This is a genomic window from Acidimicrobiia bacterium (assembly GCA_030584185.1).
In the GTDB taxonomy this organism is placed as follows: domain Bacteria; phylum Actinomycetota; class Acidimicrobiia; order Spongiisociales; family UBA11373.
Genome location: CP129495.1, coordinates 843470 through 861199, shown reverse-complemented (window position 1 = coordinate 861199; position 17730 = coordinate 843470). Strand labels below are relative to the sequence as shown.

Here is a 17730-nt window from a genome sequence, read left to right as displayed (position 1 = left end):
GGTTGGAAGGAGGGCCCGTGACTGAGATCACCTCGATACGGGCCCGCGAGATCCTCGACTCCCGGGGGAACCCGACCGTCGAGGCCGAGGTGGTGCTTGCTGGCGGCCACTTCGGTCGTGCGGCGGTTCCATCGGGAGCTTCGACGGGGGCACTCGAGGCCATCGAGCTTCGGGACGGCGGGACCCGCTTCGGCGGGAAGGGTGTGACGCGGGCCGTCGCCAACATCAATGATGTCATCGCGCCCGCAGTGGTCGGCCGGGACGCCACCGACCAGGCCTCCCTGGACCAGGCGCTGTGCGACCTGGACGGAACCCCCAACAAGGAGCGTCTCGGGGCCAACTCGCTGCTGGCGGTGTCGCTGGCCAACGCCCGGGCGGCTGCGGCCGGCACCGGTATGCCTCTGTACCGCTACCTGGGTGGTCCCGCCGCCCGGCTGCTCCCGGTGCCGATGCTCAACGTGCTCAACGGGGGCGCCCACGCCGCCAACTCGATCGACATCCAGGAGTTCATGCTGGTGCCGTCCGGTTTCGGGACCTTCCGGGAGGCGTTGCGCGCCGGGGTCGAGATCTACCACGCCCTGCGCAAGGTCCTGGCGGGCCGGGGCCTGAGCAGCAACGTCGGCGACGAAGGCGGTTTCGCTCCCGACCTGCCGGAGAATCGCAGTGCCCTGGAGTTGCTGATGGAGGCCATCGCAGCCGCCGGATACGAGGCAGGGAGTCAGGTGTCCCTCGCCCTCGACGTCGCCGCCACCGAGTTCCATCGGGAGGGGAGGTATCAGTTCGAAGGCAGGGCGCGCAAGACCTCCGAGATGGTGGAGTACCTCGCAGGGCTGGTCGACGAGTTCCCGATCGTCTCCATCGAGGACGGCCTCGCCGAGGACGACTGGGACGGGTGGGCCGAGCTCACCGCCGGCCTCGGCCGCCGCATCCAACTGGTGGGGGACGACGTGTTCGTCACCAACCCGGATCTGCTGCAGCGAGGGATCGACGGTGGCGTGGCCAACTCGGTGCTGGTCAAGGTGAACCAGATCGGCACCCTCTCCGAAACGCTGCAGACCATGGAGATGGCTGAGGGCGCCGGGTACGGGCGGGTGGTGAGCCACCGGTCCGGCGAGACCGAGGACACCTTCATCTCCCATCTGGTGGTGGCCACCAACGCCGGTCAGATCAAGACCGGCGCCCCCGCCCGTGGGGAGCGAACCGCCAAGTACAACCAGCTGCTGCGCATCGAGGAGGGGCTGGGCTCCGGGGCGCGTTACGCCGGTACCGATCCGTATCGGAGGGGTGTCTGATGGAACAGCGCAAGGGTTTCGGGCTGTTCGGTTCGCTGCTCATGGGGATGATCGTCGTGGCGCTGGCGATCGCCTCGGGGATCGTCCCCTTCCGTCAGGTGGTCGCCCAGGAGGCGACGCTCGACCTGGCCCGTCGCCAGCGCGACGCCCTGATCGAGGAGAACCGCCGGCTCGAGGAGCAGGTGGCGGCCCTGCTGACGACCAGCGAGGTGGAGCGGATCGCCCGCGAGCAGTTCGGCCTTGTGAAGCCAGGCGAGATCGCCTACGTCGCCGAATCGACGCCTGAGGCCGAGTCGACCCTTCCCGGGCCTCCGACGGCGCTGCCGGAACGCACTTCCTGGTGGCGGGAGCTCTGGGACTTCATCACCGGCCGGGATCTTCTCTCCGATGGATGACCGGGCGGTGATGGCCGTCCAGATCGGACGGTCGCCGCGGGCCCCGGCCGACGTGGTGGCTCGTTGTCACCTGGGACTGCCCGTGGTGTCGAGAGTGCCTCCGATTCTCGAGGACGGGACGCCTTTTCCGACGCGCTACTGGCTCACCTGCCCTCTGGCGACCCGGCGGATCGGCCGGCTGGAAGGGGAGGGAGGCGTCACCGAGATGGAGTGGCGTGCCACCAGCGATGCCAACTTCCGCGACCGCCTCGATGAGGCGCACCGTCGATACGCCGAGGAGCGCGACGCCGCGACTCCGCCCCACGCCTCGCCGCGACCGAGCGGAGGAGTGGGCGGCACCCACAACGGGGTGAAGTGCCTGCACGCCCACTACGCCGATCACGCCGCCGGGAACGACAACCCGGTCGGTGAGGCGGTGGCACAGAAGATCGAACCGCTCGACTGTGCCGTTCCCTGCGTGATCATCATGGCCGGCGAGGTGATCTCCAACAAGGGGTGGCGGGAACCGAAGTGACCCGCGCCGCCGTCGACGTCGGCACCAACACCGTCCGCCTGTTCATCGAGGTCGATGGAGGACGGGAGATCCGTGAGACCGTCGTGGTCGGGCTCGGCCGGGGGATGGAGCGAAGCGGCCGGCTCTCACCCGACGGGGTCGAGGCTGCCATCTCCGTGCTGACCGAGTTCGGGGGCCTGTTGCGCCGGCATGAGGCGAGCCGGGTCCGCGCGGTCGCCACCGCTGCCGCCCGTACTGCCTCGGACGCCGATGACTTCCTGGCGCGGGCCACCCAGGCGCTGGGCCATCCCGTCGAGGTGATCACTGGGGAGGAGGAGGCCGCCCTCTCGTACGCCGGGGCGCTCGCCGGTCTGCCGGGCCGGTCGTCGACGGTGGTGGTGGACCCCGGGGGCGGCAGCACCGAGTTCATCATGGGCGAGGAGGGGTACGCCGTGAGCGTGCCCATCGGGTCGGTCCGCCTCACCGACCGGGCGCTGCCCGACCGTCCGGCGTCCGAGGAGGCGGTCGCGGCTGCTGCGGGCATGGTGGGCCGACTCTTCGCCGAACGCGTGAGGCTGCCCCGTCGTCCGGAGCGCATGATCGGAGTGGCGGGCACGTTCACCTCGCTGGCCGCAATCCACCTCGGGCTGGAGCGCTACGACCGGGAGTGGGTCCATGGAGCGGTCCTGGGCCTCGCCGACCTCGTCGCGCTGGTGGCGATGTTGCGCCGGCTGGACATCGCCGAGACTGCGGCCATCCCGTCGCTGGACCCGGGACGGGCCCCGGTGATCCTCGCCGGTGCGGTGATCGCCGTGGAGGCGCTGCGGCTCTCCGGCCTCCCCGAGGTGCAGGTGTCGGAGAGCGACCTGCTCGACGGGATCGTGGCGGGCTTGGCGGAGTAGCGGGGAAGACTCTGCGAGCGCCTTGGCCGCGCTTGTGCCCCCTCCGGCCCTTCGGGCCACCTCCCTGGGGAGGGAGCGTCGCCAGACTCGTGTCGCGCCGGTGCCCCGTCTGGCCCTTCGGGCCACCCCGCCCCTACCCGATGTCGATGACCAGCGTCTGCAGGTCGGTGAACTCCTCGATTCGTCCCCGGCCCCAGCCGGTCTCGGTGCCCGCCGCCCCACCGAACGGCTGGAAGGTCTCCCAGAAGTCCGTGGAGTCGTTCACCACCACCGTGCCCGAACGGATCCGGTCGGCGTACCAGAAGGCCCGGCTGAGGCTGGAGGTGAAGACGGCCGCCTGCAACCCGAGGTGGGTGCGGTTGGCGATCGCCACCGCCTCCTCGTCGTCCCGGGCGGTGATTATCGGCAGCACCGGCCCGAACGACTCCTCCTTCGCCAGCATGCTGTCCTCCGGGACCCGGTCGACCAGGGTGAAGCGGTAGTAGAGCGGTGTCGGGAACCCTTCGGCCCGTCCTCCCCCGAGCAGCACTTCGGCCCCCCGTTCGGTGGCTTCGGCGATGTGGCGGTCCATCTTGTGCGCGGTCGGCTCGTTGTTGAGCGGTCCCATGTTGGTGGCCTCGTCGAACGGATTGCCCAGGCGCACCACCTCGGAGGCCTTCATCGCCGCCTCGACGAAGGCGTCGTGAACGGCGTCGACCACTATCACCCGTTCGGTGGCACAGCACACCTGCCCTGCGTTGTAGTAGGCGCCGTAGACGGCGGCGGTGGCGGCTGCGGCGACGTCGGCGTCGTCGGTGACGACGGTGGGGCCGTTCCCCGACATCTCCATGATGGAGCGCTTGATGCCCATGCGGGAGATGATCTTCTTTCCGGTCTCGCTGGAGCCGGTGAACCCGACCGCATCGATGCCGGAGTGGGTGACCAGGGCGTCTCCGATGGCGCCACCGCCGGGGATGATCGAGATCAGGCCCTTGGGCACGCCGGCCTCGTCGAACGCCTCGGCCAGCCTGAGCAGGGCGAGCGAGGTGAACTCGGGCGGCTTGACGATCACGGCGTTCCCGGCCGCCAGCCCCGGTCCGATGTACTCGAGGGGGATGGTCACCGGGAAGTTCCACGGGGTGATCGCCGTCCACACCCCCACCGGCCTGCGGAAGGTGAACATGCGCTTGTTGCGGTCGGTGGTGGGGATCACCTCGCCGGTGAGGCGTTTGACGTCCTCGGCGGCGTTGACGAAGTACTCGTTGGCCTCCTCGATGTCGGTCAGCGACTCGGCGTGGTACGGCTTGCCCTGTTCGAGGGTCTGGAGCCGGGCGATCTCCTCGACCCGTCCCTCGATGGCGTCGGCGATCCGGTGACAGAGGTCGGCCCGCTCGAAGGCGGACCAGTGGCGGAACTCATCCTGGGCCTCCCGGGCGGAGGCCACGGCACGGTCGATGTCGGCGGCCGAGGCCAGGGGGACGTCGGCGACGTGCTCCCCGGTCACCGGGCTGATGAGGGCGTGGTGAGTGTCGCCCGTTCCTTCGGTCCACTCGCCCGCCAGGTAGATCCTTGCCGTTTCGGTCATGGGGCGAAACTACCAGGGCCGGTCAGATGAGCCCGAACCACGGACCCCGGGCGAACTCCTCCATGAAGACGCGGCGGTCCTCGGCGCCGGCGATCTCGGCGCCGCGCTGAGCGGCGACACGATGGTGGCGGCGGGCGTCACGGCGGTGCCCCAGACCGGCGAGTGCCCGGGCGATCGCCTCGTGGGCGAAGGCGAAGTCCCAGTCCTCGACCTCCTCGCCATGTGCGATGCAGAGTTCCAGGCAACGCATGGCGTGGTCCAACCCGGCCACGTGGCGCCCGGTGGCGATGGCGGCCCGAGCCACCAGGTGTTCGGCCCGCACCCGGTTGGCGACGGTCGCCCCCTCGGCCTGCGACCAGTGGTATGCGGAGGCGTATGCACCGTAGAGGAAGCGGTCTCGGGCGTCATGGTCATCGGGCGGACCCCCGGCGGCGAGGACTTCCCACGTTGCGTTGTTGAGATCGACTGCGAGCCGGCGGTGTTCGGACGGGTTCATGGGCCCGATCCTGGCACGGATAGGCTGCGATCGTGATCGCCATCGACCACGTGATCCTGATGGTCGACGACCTCGACCGGGCCGCCGAGGAGATGTTGCAGCGTCACGGGCTGGCGTCCATCCCTGGCGGGCGTCATCCCGGTCACGGCACCGGCAATCGGATCGTGCCTCTGGGCGCCGCCTACCTGGAGCTGATGGCGGTGGTCGAACCCGCTGAGGCCGATCGAAGTCCCCTAGGCCGATTCGTGCTCGAACACGCCTCGTCGGAGCCGAATCCGACATCGTTGTGTCTCCGTACGGACGACATCGGGCCCATCGCGACGGCTCTCGGGGAGGAGCCGTTGCCGATGAGCAGGGCGACCCCGGACGGGCGAACGCTCTCCTGGCTGCTTGCCGGGCTTTCCGGGATGCTCGGCCCGGGACGTCTGCCATTCTTCATCGAGTGGCAGGTGGCGCCGGGGGATCACCCCGGCGAGGCGAGTGCCCCGCACACGATCGCGCCGCGGGGGATCGCCTCGGTGACCGTGGGACGGCTGCCGGCAACTCTTGCCGGGCTGGTGTCGGAGGTGCCGGGACTGGTGGAGGATGACGGGCCGCCCGGGATCGGGCGTGTCGTGGTGAGCACGGACCGTGGAGACGTGGTCTTGGGGGGGTAGGGATCGTTCCTCCCCTTCGGAGGGGAGTGCAGCGAAGCCTGCAGGGGCTGGTTCTTTCCTCACCCTCGCAGTGGGGAGTACGGCGGAGCCGGGAGGGGGGCAGACCCTGACCACCCTTTGGTCGCGCGGGTGCCCCCTCCGGCCCTTCGGGCCACCTCCCGGGGGAGGGAACGTTGTCGTCGGCTCTGCGGTCAATCTTTCCTCCCCTCGCAGGGGGGAGTACGGCGAAGCGGGGAGGGGGGGCAGCCCTTGACAGACCCCTGTCGCGTTTGTGCCCCCTCCGGCCCTTCGGGCCACCTCCCGGGGGAGGGAACCTTGTCGGACCGCCGTCGCACCATGCCGCGGAGGCCCGACGCTCTAGATGGTGTCCCCGGGCGTCGGCTCGATCTCACCCGCCGCCACCGCCCGCAACGCCTCGTGGATCGACGACCCGTCGAAGGCGTCGTCCAGGTCCACCTCGACCCGCAGCACGCCCTGGTCAGGTCGGCGACGCGCCCCGATCCGCGTAAGCGGGCGCAACACCGCCAGGTTGTCCCCCAGCACCCAGCCCCGGAAGGTGCGGATCCCGTTCTCGCGGGCGGTGGCCACCAGCAGCCGCATGAGGATGGTGCCCAAACCTTTCCCCTGGTGATCGTCGAGCACCGCCACTGCCGCTTCCGCCACCAGCGGGTCGGATCGATCCCGCACGTAACGGGCCACACCGAGACCGCGTGTGCCCGGTTCGTCGGCGGCCACCGCCACCCAGGCGAAGTGGTCGGCGTGATCCACCTCGGTCAGGTAGCGCAGTTCCTTCTCCGAAAGCGTTGTGACGGGCCGCAGGAACCGCCGGTAGCGGGACTCGGGGGAGAGGCGCTCCAGGCCGGCGACCAGAGCCGCCTTGTCCTCGGGACGGATCGGCCGGACCAGGGCCCGGGTGCCGTCGCGTAGGGTGACGACCTGCTCCAAGTCCTCCGGTGACACCGGCACAGGATACGGACCGGCCGGTTGCCAGGACGGCCGGTTGCGCCGGGCCTATCCTCGGCGTGCCCGCCCGGGTGGCGAAACCGGTAGACGCCGCGGACTTAAAATCCGCTGTCCCGCAAGGGGCGTGGGGGTTCGAGTCCCTCCCCGGGCACCCCGCTCTCTCGACCGGCGCTCACCCCTTCGGCGTGATCCGGATACCCGGGTCGACCCGGCGGCGGCGTCTCGTCGGGTCTCTCCGCAACGCCGCGTCAACCTTTCGGCCCTCCTGGCGCATCGTTCGGGTGGTAGGTTCCAGGCGACCAGGAGAGGGACGATGAGGCTTCGGTCGGAGTCCGGTGCGGCGCAGCCGCTGCTCCTGCTCGCCATCGGCGGCGGGGCCGGCCTCGTCCTGGGGGCGGTGCTCGGTCTCACCGGCGCCCTGAGCCTGGCCGCCGATCCGGCACCCATCGCCGCCGACGCCACCGCCTCCTACTCCCACTGCCCCGACGAGGACGCCCTAGGGGTGCTGCACCGCGGCGATCGGGTGTTCGCCACCGGGCGCGACGCCACCGGGGAGTGGGTGCAGGTGCGGTCCCCACGGTCGTCCGACTCCCGGGTGTGGATGCGGGCCGACCACCTCACCCCCGACGCCGACCTGGGCGACCTCCCGGTGATCCCCTGCGCCGTCCCGGTGGTGGCCGTCGTCGAGACCACCATCCCCGGTGAAACCACCACCACCGAGCCGGCCACCACCACGACCACGACCACTGTGCCGGTCGCCACCACCACCGAACCGTCGACGACGACGACCACGGTCCCGGGCACGACGACCACGGTCCCTGCCACCACCACGACGGCACCGGCGACCACCACCACGGCGCCGCCGCCCTCGGTGGGGACGGTCACCTCGCAGCGCTCCCAGATCTGGGAGGGGTACACGACCTACGGACCGCCCTATACCGACTATTGCGGGGCAGCCCCGCCCGACGAGCCCACCAAGACGGCGATCTCCGCCCCGATCTCGGCCCCCGCCGGCGTCTCCTGGGTCCGCATCTACTGGTCGGTGGGCGGCATCTCGGGGAGCGTCGACATGACCCCGGCCCAGGGCCAGTACTACCAGGCGACGCTCGGCCCGTTCGACGCCGATGACCCGAACGTGGTGCCCTATCTCTCGTCCCTCCCGATCACGGTCACGGTCCGGGTGCGCGACCTCCTGGGCCGCACCGCCGAGCGCTCCACCTCCGTCACCCTCAACGACTGCACCTTCGAATGATGCGACGCCTCCTCCTTCCCGCCGGCGCCTTCCTCCTCGCCCTCCTGGTCGGGGCATGGGCGGCCGACGCCCTCCGCTCCGAGGACCTTCCCCTCACCGTCCCGCCGCTCACCGGCGAGGTGATCCCGCTCCTCGCCGGTGAGCCGATCACCTCGGAGGAGGACCTGGCGGCGCTCGAGGACCCGGCCCGCCCATGGGAGCCGGCGGAGGTCGCCGCCGAGTACCACCCGGTCGACCTGGAGGCGGCGAGCGGCTCCGAGTCGGTCGGCGGTCCCGGCGATCCCGGCTTCGGCACCGTCCCCGACACCACGGCCCCGGCCCCGGGTCCCGGCGATCCCGGCTCGGGCACCGTCCCCGACACCACGGCCCCGGGCCCGGGTCCCGGCGATCCCGGCTTCGGCACCGTCCCCGACACCACGGCCCCGGCCGGCGACGGCGCCCCCGGCGAGCCGGGCGAGCCGGTGGGCGAGGGCGATTCCCCGCCACCCGACCCGGGGTTCGACTTCGAGATCGACCCCGGCCTGTTCGGCCGCCTGCTCTTCGACGAGCCGCTCATCCCGTGGGCCCGCTTCCTCGACTTCTGCGCCGACCATGGCGACGACGCCGTCTGCCCGCCGGGGGTCGGGGGCACGGTGCTCGCCGACTACGACGGCCCCGGCGACCCCGGCGTCTTCTCGATCCAGGACTCCCTCTACATCCCGGGCACCTGGGAGCGCTGCCCGGACCGCCCCGATCTGCGGCCCGGGCAGTACCCGCTGATGATCATGGCCAACCAGCCGTCGCGCATGACCATCACCTACCGCCCGAGCGACGGCTCCGGGTCGGAGACCGGGGTGGCGATCGTCGACACCAGCGTGGCCCCGCATCCCGAGCTGGGCCGTTGGCTCGACCTGATGCTCACCACCGGCGGCCCCGCCTACGGTCGGGATCAGGTCCACCACTGCTTCGTCCTCGACGGCGGCAGGGCGCAGCGCTCCTTCACCCTCGAGGTCACCGCCACCAGCATCACCGGCGAGACCGACACTGCGCGGCTGAGCTTTCTCACGAGCGAGGAGCGCGGCCGGCCGCCGGTGACGGTGGCGCCCCTGGCCGGGTACAAGGTGACCGTGGCGATGCCGGTGCAGGGCGACGGCGAGCACTACACGGTGTTGCGGGCCATCGAAGCCTCCGAGGGCCTCTCCTGCACCGACATCGAGTCGGCGGCGATCGGATCGCGGCTCGGGTTCGGCGGCGGGCGCGAATGGGTGGTCCCGCTCCCCGAGACCGGGTACCGCATCGGCTCGGGATACTCCGGGGACGAGTCGATGGGAGAGGAGATCGTCTCCGCTCCCGACTGGCCCTACGACCCCGCCTACGACACCTACCAGTTCTGGAGCCTCAACCTGCGCGAGGGGCGCGGCTACCTGATCTGCATGTGGTGGATGCGGTCGCCGACCCGCTCCTTCGACGCGTCGACCGTCGCCGAACGCGAGTCGCGTTGGGTGATCACCCCCGACCGCAGGGTCACCCGCATCGAGGTGCAGTCGGTCTGGGCCCCGACCGCCCGGGGCGTCGATGCCGACTCCATCCGGGTCAGTGGCTGCGACGGCAGCCGCACCGTGCCCGCCGCCTACATCGAACGCGGTGGCATCTGGCACGTCCCCAGGGACGCCCGCCTGGTCTGCGACTACCAGGGCTACGCCCAGCCCGATGTGACCGTCCTCGAGTTCGAGACCACCTCGGGGCTGCGCCGCTCCATCGCCGTCGGCACCTCGCCCGATGCCGAGCCCGGCCTGCGCGTGGTCTTCGTCACGCTGGACGAGGAGCGCGCCAGCGGCCTCTGCGGCTCGTCGTTCGGGCCCTGCGATCCGCCCACCACCGTCTACCCGGGGCCCGAGGTGGCGCTCTTCGTCGAGACATACGAGGGGGCCGCCGCCGGCTGGGACGACTGGTTCGTGCGGGGTCCGGAGTCGTTCGCCCCGGCCCCCACCGTGCCGACGGTGCTCCCGGCGGAGCCTCGCCTCGACATGTTCAATTCGGGGGTTGAGGCGGAGGGCCGCGACCGGGTGCGGGTCGAGCTCGCCTTCGACCGCCCGGTGCGGATCTCGGCGCGCATCTACGGCGCCGACGACGACCCATGCCTGCTCGGTGAACGCCGTGAGCAGGTCGTGGACGAGTTCCGCCAGGAGTTCCTCCTGTACTTCGAAGGCCTGTGCACGCTGCGGGAGTACGCGGTGAACGTCACCGCCACCGACCACGAGGGCGAAACGGTCACCTTCGCCGCCACCGTGAGGGAGGGGGACGAGGGCTACCCCTGGTACGGCTGGGTGACCACCGAAGGCTGGCCGGTGCGCTACATCGTCGGCTTGCGAAATGCGCTGGGGGGCGACTCCCAGGTCCATCGGGCGGAGGTGATGTTCTCGGGGTCGAGCGGCGGCCGCGTCGACCTGCGAGGCGACGACCGTTGCCTCGTCACCACCCAGAGCCTCGAACAGACCGCGCAGTGGCGAGAGCAGGTGACCGTTCAGGTCGAGATCTCGTTCACCCAGGGGAGTGAGGTCGACGGCTACTGCCGCGGCTCGCGCTACGGACAGCGATGGACGGGCAGCGTCAGCGCCGAGGTCTCCCTGGACGACCTGAGGGCAGGTCCGATCTCGATCCCGGTGACCGTCGTCAACGACCGCGGCGACGAGCTGTCGGGCGCCATCGCCATCCGCATCACCGGGAGCGTCGGCGGCTACTGACGGGGAGGGTCAGCGAGCCGCCGCCCACTCCGTGACCATCCGGTCCAGCGTCCCCAACGGAACCAGACCGGAGCCGAGCACGGTGTCGTGGAACCCCTTGATGTCGAAACGCCCACCCATGGCCTTTTCGGCTTCGGCACGCATCCGCTGGATCTCCAGGCGGCCGATCATGTAGGCCAGCGCCTGGCCGGGCATGCCGATGTAGCGGTCCACCTCGCCCTCGATGGTGGCCTGCGACATCGGTGAGTTCTCCCGGAAGTAGTCGATGGCCTGCTGGCGTGACCAGCCCATGGCGTGGATCCCGGTGTCGACCACCAGGCGCCCGGCGCGCATCGAGTCGGCGGAGAGCATCCCGATCCGCTCCAGCGGTCCCGAGTACAGGCCCATCTCGTCGGCGAGCCGCTCGGTGTACAGGCCCCAGCCCTCGGCGTAGGAGGCGATGAAGGCGTGCTTGCGGAACTCGGGGACATCTTCCAATTCGCCGCTGATCGCCAGCTGCAGGTGGTGCCCCGGGATCCCCTCGTGGTACGCCATGGCCTCGATCTCGTAGCGGCCCCACCGGGTCGGATCGGCCGTGTTGACGAAGAAGATCCCGGGGCGTGAGCCGTCCTGGGCGGGCCGGAAGTAGAAGGCGGTGGGGCCGGTCGGGGTCTCCGACACGATGCAGTCCGCCTCGGGGAGCCGCCCGAACCAGTCGCCCATCGCCGCCTTCGCCTTGGCCATGGCCTTCTCGGATGCGGCGACGATCGAAGGCCCGTCTTCGAAGTGCAGAGCCGGGTCGTCGCGCAGCCGCGAGAAGATCTCGGTCAGGTCGGTGGTGCCCAGCACCTCGGAGCCCAGCGCCCGGTACTCGTCGGCGAGCCGGGCGATCTGCTCCAGCCCGGTGCGGTGGATCTCCTCGGGGGTGCGGTCGGTGGTGGTGAAGAAGGCGACGGCGCGGCGATAGGTCTCCTCGCCGTCGGGGAGGAAGCACACCCCTGCTTGATCGTCGTCGCGGGAGGCCGGGATCACCTGGTCGGCGACGGTGTCGCGCCATTCCTTGAGGGCGGGGAGCACCTCGTCGCGCAGGGATCGCTCGACGGTGTCACGCCAGGCGGCCCCTCCTTCCCAACCCTGGGGTGCCCGGAACCGGCTCCACGGATGGTCTCGGGTCGGCATGTCCAGGTAGCCGTCCACCTGGGCCACGGTCTTCTGGGCGGTGGATCGCATCGGAGTGCGTCCGGAGGCCACCCCCTGGCGGAGGCGCTCGGCGGCGTCGCGCAGAGCCTGGGCGAGGCCGCTCATCTTGGTGGGCATGGCCTCGGCATGGGCGGGCTCGGTGATGGGGAGCTGCGGCACCACCACCGGGAGCATCGCCTGCAGGCCGATGGTGTGGTTCACTGACAGCTCGGCGAACCTGGTCTCCAGCAGGTCGGCGTTCTTCTCGTTGAGGAAGATCATGACCTCGCGGGTGATGCGCTCCTCGCCGTCGAGCCCGGCGGGATCGATCGCCTGGGCGCGGGCGGCGAAGGAGCGGCGCGCCGCGATCTCGGCGTCCTCCGCCTGGCGGGAGGTCTCCTCCCAGCGGTCGTCGAAGCGGTGGTCCCCCAACATCATCGCTTGGGTGGGGGAGGTCTCGAGGACGAACTGCCAGTACTCGTCGGCCAGGGCGGCCAGGTCGGGGTTCATGTTCGCTGCCCTTCGCTCGGGTGGGGGGATGGTAGGGGAGCGCTCGGTGGCGGCGAGCACCGGCCCTCACCCGCCGGCGAAGCGGGCGTACTCGTCGAGGGCCTCCGGGTTGGCCAGGGCGTCGCGGTTGGTGACCGGCTCGCCGGAAACGACAGCCCGCACCGCCTTCTCCACCTTCTTGCCGCTGATCGTGTACGGCACCTGGCCCACCTGGAACACCCGGTGGGGGACGTGTCGCGGGGAGGCCTCCTCCCGGATCCGGCGCTTGATCCGCGCGATCAGGTCGTCGTCGAGGGCGACGCCGGGGGCGGGCACCACGAAGAGGATCATCTCCACGTCGCCGTCGACGTCCCTTCCCACGGCGATGCAGTCGGCCACCTCCGCCATCGGTTCCACCGCCCGGTACAGCTCGGCGGTCCCGATCCGCACCCCGCCCGGATTGAGGGTGGTGTCGCTGCGCCCGTAGATGACCACACCCCCCTCGGGCCGTATCTCGATGAAGTCGCCGTGGGTCCACACCCCCGGGTGCTCCTCGAAGTAGGCGGCCCGGTAGCGGCTGCCGTCGGGGTCGCCCCAGAATCCAACCGGCATCGACGGGAAGGGCCTGGTGCACACCAGCTCGCCCTTCTCGCCAACGACCGGCCGGTCCGACTCGTCCCAGGCCTCGACCGCCATCCCCAGCGCCCGGGCCTGCAGCTCGCCGCGCCGCACCGGGAGGGTGGGCACCCCGAGGGCGAAGCAGCCGATGATGTCGGTGCCGCCGCTGATCGACGCCAGCTGGACATCGCCCTTGACGTCGGCGTACACCCGGTCGAACTGATCGGGGTTGAGCGGGGCTCCGGTGGAGCCCAGCCATCGCACGGTGTCGAGCCGGGCGACCTCCCTGGGCACGATCCCGGCGTTGGCATTGGCGGCCAGGAACCGGGGGCTGGCGCCGAAGTGGGTGATCCCGGCCTGGTCGGCTAGGCGCCACAGCGTCTCCAGCGACGGGTGCGAGGGGCTGCCGTCGTAGAGGACGATGGCGGCCCCCGAGGCGAGCCCGCTCACCAGCCAGTTCCACATCATCCACCCGCAGGTGGTGAACCAGAAGAGGCGGTCCCCGGGCCGCAGGTCGCAGTGGAGGCGGTGCTCACAGAGGTGCTTGAGCAGGGTGCCTCCGGCGCCGTGGACGATGCTCTTCGGCCTGCCCGTCGTCCCCGACGAGTAGAGCACGTAGAGGGGATAATCGAAGGGGAGGGCGGCGAACTCGAGAGGACCGTCCTCGGAGAGCAGGTCGTCCCAGGTGATGGCCCCGGCTAGTGGCTCGCCCACGGCCACCGCATGTTCGATCGCCGGGATCTCCCGGCGGGCACGCTCCACGGTGGCGGTCACGTCGTGGCGCCTGCCGTTGTATTCGTAGCCGGAGGCGGTGATCAGGACCTTGGGCTCGATCTGCCCGAAGCGGTCGATGACGCCGGTCGGCCCGAAGTCCGGTGAGCAGGACGACCAGACGGCGCCGATCGACGACGCCGCCAGCGCCCCGATCACCGCCTCGGGTCGGTTGGGGAGCAGGGCCGCCACGCGGTCCCCGCCGCGCACCCCGAGCCGCAGCAGCCCGGCCCGGGCCCGGGCGACCAGGGCACGCAGTTGGTCACGCGAGATCGTGGCCGGTCCCGAGGACTCCGAGGCGTGGACGATGGCGGGGTCCGAACCGATGTGGCGCAACAGGTTCTCGGCAAAGTTGAGGCGGGCACCCGGGAACCACTCGGTGCCCGGCATCCCCTCGGCGCCGATCGGACGGTCGGCAAGATGCTCGGCGATGACACCGGAGTCGTCCCACACCGCCTGCCAGAACTCGCCGCGGTTATCGATCGACCAGCGCCACAGGGCGTGGTAGTCGTCGAAGCCACCCAGCCGGCGGGCGAAGGAGGTGATCAGGGCCGATTCGACTGCTTGCGGGGACGGCTCCCACAGGATCTCGGACACGGCCCGAGGATACGCCCCCGCCGACCGCCGTCACCTCCGTTACCCTCCCCCGGGCATGCGGATCGGACTCGCCTACGCCAACTCGGTCGCCGCCGACGACCCGGGCGAGTACGCGACACGGGCCGAGGCGCTCGGGTTCGAGTCCCTTTGGACGATCGAGCACGTGGTGGTGCCCGCCGGGTACCGGTCGCCGTACCCGTACAGCCGGAGCGGGCGCATGGCCGGCGGCCGCGAGGACTTCTCCTCGCCCGACCCCCTGGTGTGGCTCGCCTTCGCTGCCGCCGCGACCAGCCGGATCCGCCTGGCGACCGGGGTGATCATCCTCCCCCAGCGCAACCCGCTGGTGCTGGCCAAGGAGGTGGCGACCCTCGACCATCTGAGCGGTGGCCGGGTGATCCTCGGAGTCGGTGTCGGGTGGCTGGAGGAGGAGTTCCGGGCGATCGGCGTGCCCTTCACGGGACGGGGGGCGCGCGCCGACGAGTACGTGGCAGCGATGCGGGCGCTGTGGACCGAAGAGCGCGCCTCGTACTCCGGGCGGTTCGTGGAGTTCGACGAGGTGTACCTGCGGCCGCAGCCGGTGCAACGGCCGGTCCCGATCGTGGTCGGCGGCCACAGCCCCCGGGCGGCGCGGCGCGCCGGTGAGCTCGGGGACGGCTTCTTCCCGGCAGGCACCGACCTGGAGGCGCTCCCAGGCCTGGTGGCGACGGCGCGGGAGTGGGCGGAGCGGGCCGGGCGCGACCCGGCGGCCCTGGAGGTCACCATGGGCGCCGCCCCCTCGCCCGACGCCGTGGAGCGGCTAGCCGCGGCCGGAGTGGACCGGGTTGCGGTCCCGGCGCCTCCCGGTGTCGAGGGCCTGGAGGTGGTGGCCGGGGCACTGGGGCCGCTACTCGGCTGATCGGAAGCGTCGCGGGCATCCCTTCTCTCGGCCGACTTCGTGGGATACCTTGAGCGAGGCGATCCGTGGAGGCGAGGAGTTGGGGCGTCTTCGTGGCTCGACCGAGACACTCGAAAACGGAGCTGGAGCGCGTGCTACGCCAAGCCGAGAGTCTGGGCTGGCGTGTGACCGGCGGTGGCGACACCTACTTCAAGATCTACTGACCGTGTCCGGAGAGGCACTGGCGGGCGGTGCACCCGACTCCCGGCCGCAACTACCACGTACGCCTCTTACGATGGCTGGAGCGTCACACGTGCTGGAAGGCGGGCCCATGAGGTTCGGGTTTCGTTTCGGCTTCCTCGTCACCGACGTGGGCGGCGGTCCGCTGCCAGAGAAACGGCTCGAGTCGGCAGCCGATCGGTTGATGGGCGCCATGACGGTCGCCGAGAACGGCGTGGTCTTCGACTCGGCGGTCGGCGCCACCCTCAACACCGGCGAGGTCGAGGTCGAGGTCGAGGTCTCCGCCACAGATGAGGGCCTCGCCGCCACCGCGGCACGCAACTTCGTCGTCGACGCCATCAGATCGATCGGCGGCGATCCGGAAGGCATGTTCGCCATCGCCACTAGGTCCGCCCCCATTTCTGCGGCCGAACGATGGCACGAGCAACGGTTCGAGGTGGAGCGGTAGCCAGGGCGGCCTCGCACCCGGTTTGATACCATGCCGCCCCGGAAGACCGACCCGTGCCCGGCGCCGATCGAAGGCGCCGGGCCGGGACGAACCCCGAGGTCTTCGATCCCCATGCCTTCCATCACCACCCGCGTCCGCTCGACGCCACCTGCCGTCCCGACCGGTACCCGCCCGTGATCATCGCCCGCGGCGTCTCCATCGAGGCCGGCCATCGGGTGCTGCTCACCGACGCCGACTGCGCCCTGCATCCCGGCGATCGGGTTGGCCTCGTTGGCCGTAACGGCGCCGGCAAGACCACCCTGCTCAAGACGCTGGCCGGACTGAGGCCGGCCTCCGCCGGGACCATCGCCCGCTCCGGGCGCATCGGCTACCTCTCCCAGGAGGCCGCCCTTCCCGAACTGGAACCCGCCGAGGCGACCGGCTTGGAACGAGTGCTCGCCGCCCGCGAGGTGGGCCGGCTGCAACACCGGATGGAGGACACCCGCCGCCGCATGGAGTCGGCCACCGGCGAGGAGAGAGACCGGCTGATCCGGCGCTACTCGCGCCTCGAGGACGAGTTCCAGGTGGTGGGGGGCTACGCCGCCGAGGCCGAGGCCCGCCGCTTCGCCGCCGCCGTGGGCATCACCGACGACGAGATGGCCCAGCCGGTGCGGACCATGTCGGGTGGCCAGCGGCGGCGGGTGGAGCTGGCCCGCATCCTGTTCGCCGAGACCGAGGTGCTGCTCCTCGACGAGCCGACCAACCACCTCGACCTAGACGCCAAGGCCTGGCTGGTCGGGTTCCTCACCGAGTACCGGGGCGCCCTGCTGGTGGTGAGCCACGACCTGCCGCTGCTCGACGCCGCCATCACCTCGGTGCTGGCTCTGGAGAACGGCGCCCTGGAGGGGTACCGGGGCGACTACTCCTTCTACCTGGCAGAGCGGGAGCGGCGTCGGGAGCAGAGGATCCGGGAGAACGCCGTGCGGCAGCGTCAGATCGAGCAGCTGGAGACCACCGTGCGGCGGTTCAAGAACGCCACGGAGAAGATGGCCAAGCGAGCCAAGGCGATGCAGACCAGGGCCGACCGGATGAAGGGTGGGCTGGTGGAGGTGGCGGGTCGGGCGAAGCGGGTGAAGGTGGACTTCCCCCAGCCGGATCCCTCCGGCCGGATTCCGCTGGAGGCGGTCGGGCTGGCCAAGGCGTTCGACGACAACGTGGTGTTCGTCGACGTCGGTCTACACCTGGAGCGCGGGGAGCGGCTGATCATCATGGGGCTCAACGGCGCCGGGAAGACCACCCTGCTCCGCATCCTCGCCGGCGAGGAGACCGCCGACATCGGCGAGGTCCGGCTGGGGCACAACGCCACCCTCGGCTACTACGCCCAGGAGCACGAGCAGATCCGGCCCGGCGTGAGCGTGATGGACCACGTGCGCTCGGTGGGCGGCGGATGGACCGACCTGTCCCTTCGCTCGGTGCTGGGACACTTCCTCCTCGCCGACAAGGTGGATCAGGATGCGGGCACCCTCTCGGGTGGGGAGAAGACAAAGCTGGCCCTGGCGATGCTGGTGGTGGCAGGGCGCAACCTGCTGCTCCTCGACGAGCCCACCAACAACCTCGATCCACAGGCCAAGGAGGCGCTTCTCGTCGCCCTGCGGCACTACGCCGGGACAGTGGTGCTGGTGAGCCACGACACCGACTTCGTGGCGGCGCTGGGCCCGGATCGGGCGGTGATGATGCCCGAGGGCGACTCGGTGTACTTCGACGAGAGCCTGCTCGACCTGGTGGCTTTGGCGTAGGTGCAGTCCGCCCCGGTCGGGGAG

15 protein-coding genes and 1 tRNA gene are annotated in these 17730 nt (G+C 70.9%); 11 read left to right on the top strand and 5 right to left on the bottom strand.

The window, feature by feature from the left end; translation table 11 throughout:
- Nucleotides 1-17: 17 nt before the first annotated feature.
- The 4 genes from eno to QY307_04320 are packed head-to-tail and all read left to right on the top strand — an operon-like array spanning nucleotide 18 to nucleotide 3082.
- Nucleotides 18-1292 (top strand): phosphopyruvate hydratase, encoded by a 1275-nt coding sequence (eno, locus tag QY307_04335; protein ID WKZ83476.1) that lies wholly within the window; start codon nucleotides 18-20, stop codon nucleotides 1290-1292.
- Nucleotides 1292-1687 (top strand): septum formation initiator family protein, encoded by a 396-nt coding sequence (locus QY307_04330; protein ID WKZ83475.1) that lies wholly within the window; start codon nucleotides 1292-1294, stop codon nucleotides 1685-1687. Before eno ends, QY307_04330 begins: the two co-directional genes overlap by 1 nt.
- Complete coding sequence (locus tag QY307_04325) at nucleotides 1680-2201, top strand: DUF501 domain-containing protein (GenBank protein WKZ83474.1); 522 nt, start codon at nucleotides 1680-1682, stop codon at nucleotides 2199-2201. Before QY307_04330 ends, QY307_04325 begins: the two co-directional genes overlap by 8 nt.
- Complete coding sequence (locus tag QY307_04320; GenBank protein ID WKZ83473.1) at nucleotides 2183-3082, top strand: exopolyphosphatase; 900 nt, start codon at nucleotides 2183-2185, stop codon at nucleotides 3080-3082. The genes QY307_04325 and QY307_04320 overlap by 19 nt, the downstream gene beginning before the upstream one ends.
- 133 nt (nucleotides 3083-3215) lie before the next feature.
- Here QY307_04320 and QY307_04315 read toward each other — a convergent pair whose 3' ends face one another.
- Together QY307_04315 and QY307_04310 are read right to left on the bottom strand one after the other, a co-directional pair.
- Nucleotides 3216-4646: an aldehyde dehydrogenase family protein gene (locus QY307_04315; GenBank protein WKZ83472.1), complete on the bottom strand. Its 1431-nt coding sequence runs from the start codon at nucleotides 4644-4646 to the stop codon at nucleotides 3216-3218.
- Between the two features lie 22 nt (nucleotides 4647-4668).
- Nucleotides 4669-5142, bottom strand: coding sequence for a hypothetical protein (locus tag QY307_04310; GenBank protein ID WKZ83471.1), 474 nt, complete (start codon nucleotides 5140-5142; stop codon nucleotides 4669-4671).
- Between the two features lie 32 nt (nucleotides 5143-5174).
- Between QY307_04310 and QY307_04305 the strand changes: the two genes are divergently transcribed.
- On the top strand, nucleotides 5175-5798 hold the full coding sequence (locus tag QY307_04305; protein WKZ83470.1) for a VOC family protein: 624 nt from the start codon (nucleotides 5175-5177) through the stop codon (nucleotides 5796-5798).
- 357 nt (nucleotides 5799-6155) lie between these two features.
- Here QY307_04305 and QY307_04300 read toward each other — a convergent pair whose 3' ends face one another.
- A complete protein-coding gene (locus QY307_04300) occupies nucleotides 6156-6758 on the bottom strand; it encodes a GNAT family N-acetyltransferase (protein WKZ83469.1) in 603 nt (200 codons plus the stop codon).
- A 68-nt stretch (nucleotides 6759-6826) separates the two neighbouring features.
- Here QY307_04300 and QY307_04295 point away from each other — a divergent pair.
- The 3 genes from QY307_04295 (at nucleotide 6827) to QY307_04285 (ending at nucleotide 10736) form a co-directional block, all read left to right on the top strand.
- A tRNA-Leu gene (locus QY307_04295) sits at nucleotides 6827-6912 on the top strand.
- Nucleotides 6913-7074: 162 nt separating this feature from the next.
- Entirely contained in the window at nucleotides 7075-8013 is a 939-nt protein-coding gene (locus QY307_04290; GenBank protein ID WKZ83468.1) for a hypothetical protein, read from the top strand.
- Complete coding sequence (locus QY307_04285) at nucleotides 8013-10736, top strand: hypothetical protein (GenBank protein ID WKZ83467.1); 2724 nt, start codon at nucleotides 8013-8015, stop codon at nucleotides 10734-10736. The genes QY307_04290 and QY307_04285 overlap by 1 nt, the downstream gene beginning before the upstream one ends.
- Before the next feature lie 9 nt (nucleotides 10737-10745).
- On the opposite strand, the gene QY307_04280 is transcribed toward QY307_04285, so the two are convergent.
- Both QY307_04280 and QY307_04275 read right to left on the bottom strand, forming a co-directional pair.
- Complete coding sequence (locus tag QY307_04280; protein ID WKZ83466.1) at nucleotides 10746-12404, bottom strand: DUF885 domain-containing protein; 1659 nt, start codon at nucleotides 12402-12404, stop codon at nucleotides 10746-10748.
- A gap of 66 nt (nucleotides 12405-12470) precedes the next feature.
- The gene (locus QY307_04275) at nucleotides 12471-14369 is read right to left on the bottom strand and encodes an acetoacetate--CoA ligase (protein WKZ83465.1); all 1899 of its coding nucleotides are present in this window, start codon (nucleotides 14367-14369) and stop codon (nucleotides 12471-12473) included.
- A gap of 55 nt (nucleotides 14370-14424) precedes the next feature.
- On the opposite strand from QY307_04275, the gene QY307_04270 reads away from it, so the two are divergent.
- The 3 genes from QY307_04270 to QY307_04260 all read left to right on the top strand — a co-directional run bounded on the left by QY307_04270 (nucleotide 14425) and on the right by QY307_04260 (nucleotide 17706).
- Nucleotides 14425-15264, top strand: coding sequence for an LLM class F420-dependent oxidoreductase (locus QY307_04270; GenBank protein WKZ83464.1), 840 nt, complete (start codon nucleotides 14425-14427; stop codon nucleotides 15262-15264).
- A 274-nt stretch (nucleotides 15265-15538) separates the two neighbouring features.
- Nucleotides 15539-15931, top strand: coding sequence for a hypothetical protein (locus QY307_04265; GenBank protein WKZ83463.1), 393 nt, complete (start codon nucleotides 15539-15541; stop codon nucleotides 15929-15931).
- A 53-nt stretch (nucleotides 15932-15984) separates the two neighbouring features.
- Nucleotides 15985-17706 (top strand): ABC-F family ATP-binding cassette domain-containing protein, encoded by a 1722-nt coding sequence (locus tag QY307_04260; protein ID WKZ83462.1) that lies wholly within the window; start codon nucleotides 15985-15987, stop codon nucleotides 17704-17706.
- The last annotated feature ends 24 nt before the right edge of the window (nucleotides 17707-17730 follow it).

What these genes read in the sequence shown, in the direction of transcription:
- QY307_04315 (WKZ83472.1), bottom strand. Translation starts at nt 4,646, where the DNA reads ATGACCGAAACGGCAAGGATCTACCTGGCGGGCGAGTGGACCGAAGGA.
- QY307_04285 (WKZ83467.1), top strand. Translation starts at nt 8,013, where the DNA reads ATGCGACGCCTCCTCCTTCCCGCCGGCGCCTTCCTCCTCGCCCTCCTG.
- QY307_04310 (WKZ83471.1), bottom strand. Translation starts at nt 5,142, where the DNA reads ATGAACCCGTCCGAACACCGCCGGCTCGCAGTCGATCTCAACAACGCA.
- QY307_04330 (WKZ83475.1), top strand. Translation starts at nt 1,292, where the DNA reads ATGGAACAGCGCAAGGGTTTCGGGCTGTTCGGTTCGCTGCTCATGGGG.
- QY307_04280 (WKZ83466.1), bottom strand. Translation starts at nt 12,404, where the DNA reads ATGAACCCCGACCTGGCCGCCCTGGCCGACGAGTACTGGCAGTTCGTC.
- QY307_04265 (WKZ83463.1), top strand. Translation starts at nt 15,539, where the DNA reads ATGGCTGGAGCGTCACACGTGCTGGAAGGCGGGCCCATGAGGTTCGGG.
- QY307_04325 (WKZ83474.1), top strand. Translation starts at nt 1,680, where the DNA reads ATGGATGACCGGGCGGTGATGGCCGTCCAGATCGGACGGTCGCCGCGG.
- QY307_04290 (WKZ83468.1), top strand. Translation starts at nt 7,075, where the DNA reads ATGAGGCTTCGGTCGGAGTCCGGTGCGGCGCAGCCGCTGCTCCTGCTC.
- QY307_04270 (WKZ83464.1), top strand. Translation starts at nt 14,425, where the DNA reads ATGCGGATCGGACTCGCCTACGCCAACTCGGTCGCCGCCGACGACCCG.